The following is a 3,276-nucleotide window of genomic DNA, read 5'->3' on the forward strand; positions in this document are numbered from 1 at the left end:
TATTCCACTTATCAAATATAGTAAACTAATCGATTGATAAATGGATTGGTCCAACTATAAGCCATTCAAGCAGGACAAATAACAGTTGGCTATTTGCTCCTTCGTCGCTTATTTTAGCCAACTATCATTTGCCTCTTAATGGGGCGTTAGCAGTACATAAGGATATGGCATCAAAACTCTCAAGTTGTTAATTGTAACTATAGTGATTTTAATCACTGCTACTTATCTCTATGTATTTCGCGACCAAGATATTCGCATTGACTTCATTCCTCCAGAATTTGAATTTTGTGGTAAAAACATCTCAAAAGGCGAACAGGAATATGATGAGTTGCTTAAAGTTTTAACAGCCCATAAAGATGGTTGGGTCGCATCATTTACTAGTTTTGTACCGACTCAAGTTTACTATTCACCAGCTTTTAAAGTTAATATTGTGGGTAAACAAGTTGTGGTTTCATATAAAACAGATGAGGGTTATCCTCAATTTATTAAATTAATAAAATATGATTGGTCTGGCAGTTGTGCAAAGTACAGCTAACAAGGCGTTCAAACGGACAAAAAACAGTTGGCTGTTTCACTCCGTTCACAATTTTAGCCAACAATTTTTTGCTGCTTAACGTGGCGTTAGGTATACCATGAGTTTTGAGCATATTTCCCAGCTACGAGTTAAATTAGAAAATAGCAATTGGGTTATCTTTGAAGAGTTAGCTGGAGACGAATATTCTATCTCAGCTATCTGGCTGATTGGTCGGCCAAATGGCAATAATATGCTTAATGTTATATTTGAGGGATTAGATGACTCAAGTGTATTACCACTTGAAAAATCTTACGGTTGCCACATTCAGGAAAATAAGGATTTAAGCCTTTATTTTCATAAAATCAATAAAGGTTTCACTTCTAAAGTAGCTGACTTTGTTAAACTGCTATCCGAAATGTATACCTAACAAGCTATTAAACAAGGACAAAAAACAGTTTGCTGTTTTCGTTCCTCAACATTTTAGCAAACTATTTTTTGCCTGTTAATAGGGCGTTAGGTATACAGTCAAGGTTTGGCGTAATTGAATATTTCGAGTGATAAGTATAAATCTATTTTTGAATGGTCTATCTTAATATCAGTTTTAACATTAATTGTATTTGGTTGGGCTGAAATAATTATAAGTCCTAACTTAAAACCAGTTTTGTTGCTTATATTTTTATTTATTGGTTTAGGTTATTTGTTTTACGGTATTCTTTATAGGAAACCTTATTATTTAAGCTCAGGTTCTAAATGGTCAAGGTGTTTTTATATAATTGAGTTACTAGCGTTTTCTGCGTTCATTCTTCTGACAATCAAAGTTATAGTAGGGTAAAGTATACCTAACAAGGCATTAAAGCAGGAAAATTTACAGTTGGCTTTTCACTGCGTTCAACATTTTAGCCAACTACAAATTTCCTCTTAATGAGGCGTTATGTACTTAAATTAATACTGGAGCATTAAATGGATGTAAAAGACTTCGTATCGGAAACTCTTCGTCAAGTTACTGAAGCAATAGAAGAGAATGAGTCAAGTCTAGATAGTGGTGGGAAATACCTCTCACATCTAAAAGATTTAAATATGTTCTCGCTTAATGGTGGTTGGGTTACTCACGTAGATTTCGATATAGCTATAACAGAATCTAGATCTAAAGAGGGTGGCGCAAAATTAAGTATAGCTGGTGTTGGTGGTCTAGGTGGTGACCTTTCTGAAGGCACAGAAACGGCTAGTCGAGTTAAATTTCGTGTACCTCTTCAAATCAAGAGTAAAGTCAGTACATAACAAGCTATTCAAGTGGGACAAATAACAGTTGGCTAGTTCCGCTCCGCTTCACATTTTAGCCAACTGCAATTTGCCCCTTAATAGGGCGTTATACGAATTAAGGCACAGTATGTTTGTCCCGTTGAGAACTAATTTAAAATTTTCTAAAATTATAGGTTTCGTACTTGTTTGTATCGGAATTCTTATTGGGTATCCAGCTCTTGAAGTTGTGCTCGATCCTAATGCTACTGTGGTTGTTAATGGTGTAGCAAGACAGGATATGGAAGCTAAAATATTTGCCTTACTTATTCCTATATTATTAATTGTTGTAGGTGTAGTTTTAAGTTTATCTAAAGGTAATGCTATCTCAAGTTTTAATAAGTTAAGAGATGAAATATATTCTGGTATTTTTGGCAAATAATACGTATAACAAGCCATTAAAGCAGGACTAAAAACAGCGGGCTGTTCGCTCCGCTCCATTTTAGCCCACTATTTTTAGCCTCTTAATGGGGCGTTAGGTAACTAAGGATGGTCAATCTTATAAATCCCAATTTAAGAGTTAGGGATATAAGAAAACTTGTAGAGCCCAATTTACTTGAAATTACTTGGGATGAAGGAATAGATGAAACAAGTGAATGGATAGTTGCTTCTTTCGAAGATCCTGAACATACGCAGAGATTAACTTCTTGGCTAAATAGCAAAACCATAAATGGAGCTTTCGAATTAATTATTATTCATAATTCTTGGTCAAATTTAGAATATATTACCTGGGCAAGCTTACTAGAGAACTTACAGAGTTACTTTAACCAAGAAACTACTCTAATTATTGCTTCAGATCGTACGTGGGTAATGGAATATATGCCCCAACAAATAGTAAGGTTCGGGCGTTGGGTGTAAGTTACCTAACAAGGCAATCAAGCAGGAAAATTTACAGCTGGCTGTTTTCACTGCGTTCAACATTTTAGCCAGCTATAAATTTCCTCTTATTGAGGCGTTAGGTATACCATCATGCTGGATGAGTTTCGCTACATACTGACAGAAATTAAAGTTGTTGCAGATCCAAAATGGGGAGCATCAATTGAATTAATTGATTATGAACACCGAGATTATATCGAGGATGTGCTTACAGAGCACTTTGATTTAGAATCGGCTTTTCAATCTAACGAAGATGTGACAAATGATTACGTTTTATATTTTTGTGATAATGCCAGCTTTGACCAAGTTGCCGAAGTAGTAAAAAAAATTAATGAGTATCACCGAGTTAACGATAAAGAATATGCAATAGTAGGGTATACCTAACAAGCCACTCAAGCAGGACAAATAACAGTTGGTTTTGTTCGCTTCGCTCTCTATTATAACCAACTATTATTTGCCTCTTAGTGGGGCGTTATATGGCAAGGCTATGATTGAGTATATTCGAACAATTAGGCAGGAACGCAAATCGCTATCGAAAAATCTCAGGACTGTTACTGATATTTTAGGAGTCTCAAGCATTATTTGTGGTG

The 3,276-nt window shown here is 35.3% G+C and carries 6 protein-coding genes; all 6 read left to right on the forward strand.

What is annotated here, in order from left to right; all coding sequences use genetic code 11:
* Positions 1-202 precede the first annotated feature (202 nt).
* Entirely contained in the window at positions 203-535 is a 333-nt protein-coding gene (locus H4J57_RS19200) for a hypothetical protein (RefSeq protein ID WP_182243949.1), read from the forward strand.
* A 97-nt stretch (positions 536-632) separates the two neighbouring features.
* Positions 633-941 (forward strand): hypothetical protein, encoded by a 309-nt coding sequence (locus H4J57_RS19205; protein ID WP_182243950.1) that lies wholly within the window; start codon positions 633-635, stop codon positions 939-941.
* A gap of 533 nt (positions 942-1,474) precedes the next feature.
* Positions 1,475-1,792: a hypothetical protein gene (locus H4J57_RS19210; protein ID WP_182243951.1), complete on the forward strand. Its 318-nt coding sequence runs from the start codon at positions 1,475-1,477 to the stop codon at positions 1,790-1,792.
* Between the two features lie 121 nt (positions 1,793-1,913).
* Complete coding sequence (locus H4J57_RS19215) at positions 1,914-2,192, forward strand: hypothetical protein (RefSeq protein WP_182243952.1); 279 nt, start codon at positions 1,914-1,916, stop codon at positions 2,190-2,192.
* Between the two features lie 107 nt (positions 2,193-2,299).
* Positions 2,300-2,668, forward strand: coding sequence for a hypothetical protein (locus H4J57_RS19220; protein WP_182243953.1), 369 nt, complete (start codon positions 2,300-2,302; stop codon positions 2,666-2,668).
* Positions 2,669-2,779: 111 nt separating this feature from the next.
* Positions 2,780-3,070: a hypothetical protein gene (locus H4J57_RS19225; protein ID WP_182204747.1), complete on the forward strand. Its 291-nt coding sequence runs from the start codon at positions 2,780-2,782 to the stop codon at positions 3,068-3,070.
* Positions 3,071-3,276 lie beyond the last annotated feature (206 nt).

The organism is Colwellia sp. BRX8-7 (assembly GCF_014077275.1).
GTDB lineage: Bacteria > Pseudomonadota > Gammaproteobacteria > Enterobacterales > Alteromonadaceae > Colwellia_A.

Excerpts from the sequence above, each read along its gene's own strand:
- H4J57_RS19220 (WP_182243953.1), top strand. The coding sequence starts at position 2,300 with ATGGTCAATCTTATAAATCCCAATTTAAGAGTTAGGGATATAAGAAAA.
- H4J57_RS19225 (WP_182204747.1), top strand. The coding sequence starts at position 2,780 with ATGCTGGATGAGTTTCGCTACATACTGACAGAAATTAAAGTTGTTGCA.
- H4J57_RS19205 (WP_182243950.1), top strand. The coding sequence starts at position 633 with ATGAGTTTTGAGCATATTTCCCAGCTACGAGTTAAATTAGAAAATAGC.
- H4J57_RS19210 (WP_182243951.1), top strand. The coding sequence starts at position 1,475 with ATGGATGTAAAAGACTTCGTATCGGAAACTCTTCGTCAAGTTACTGAA.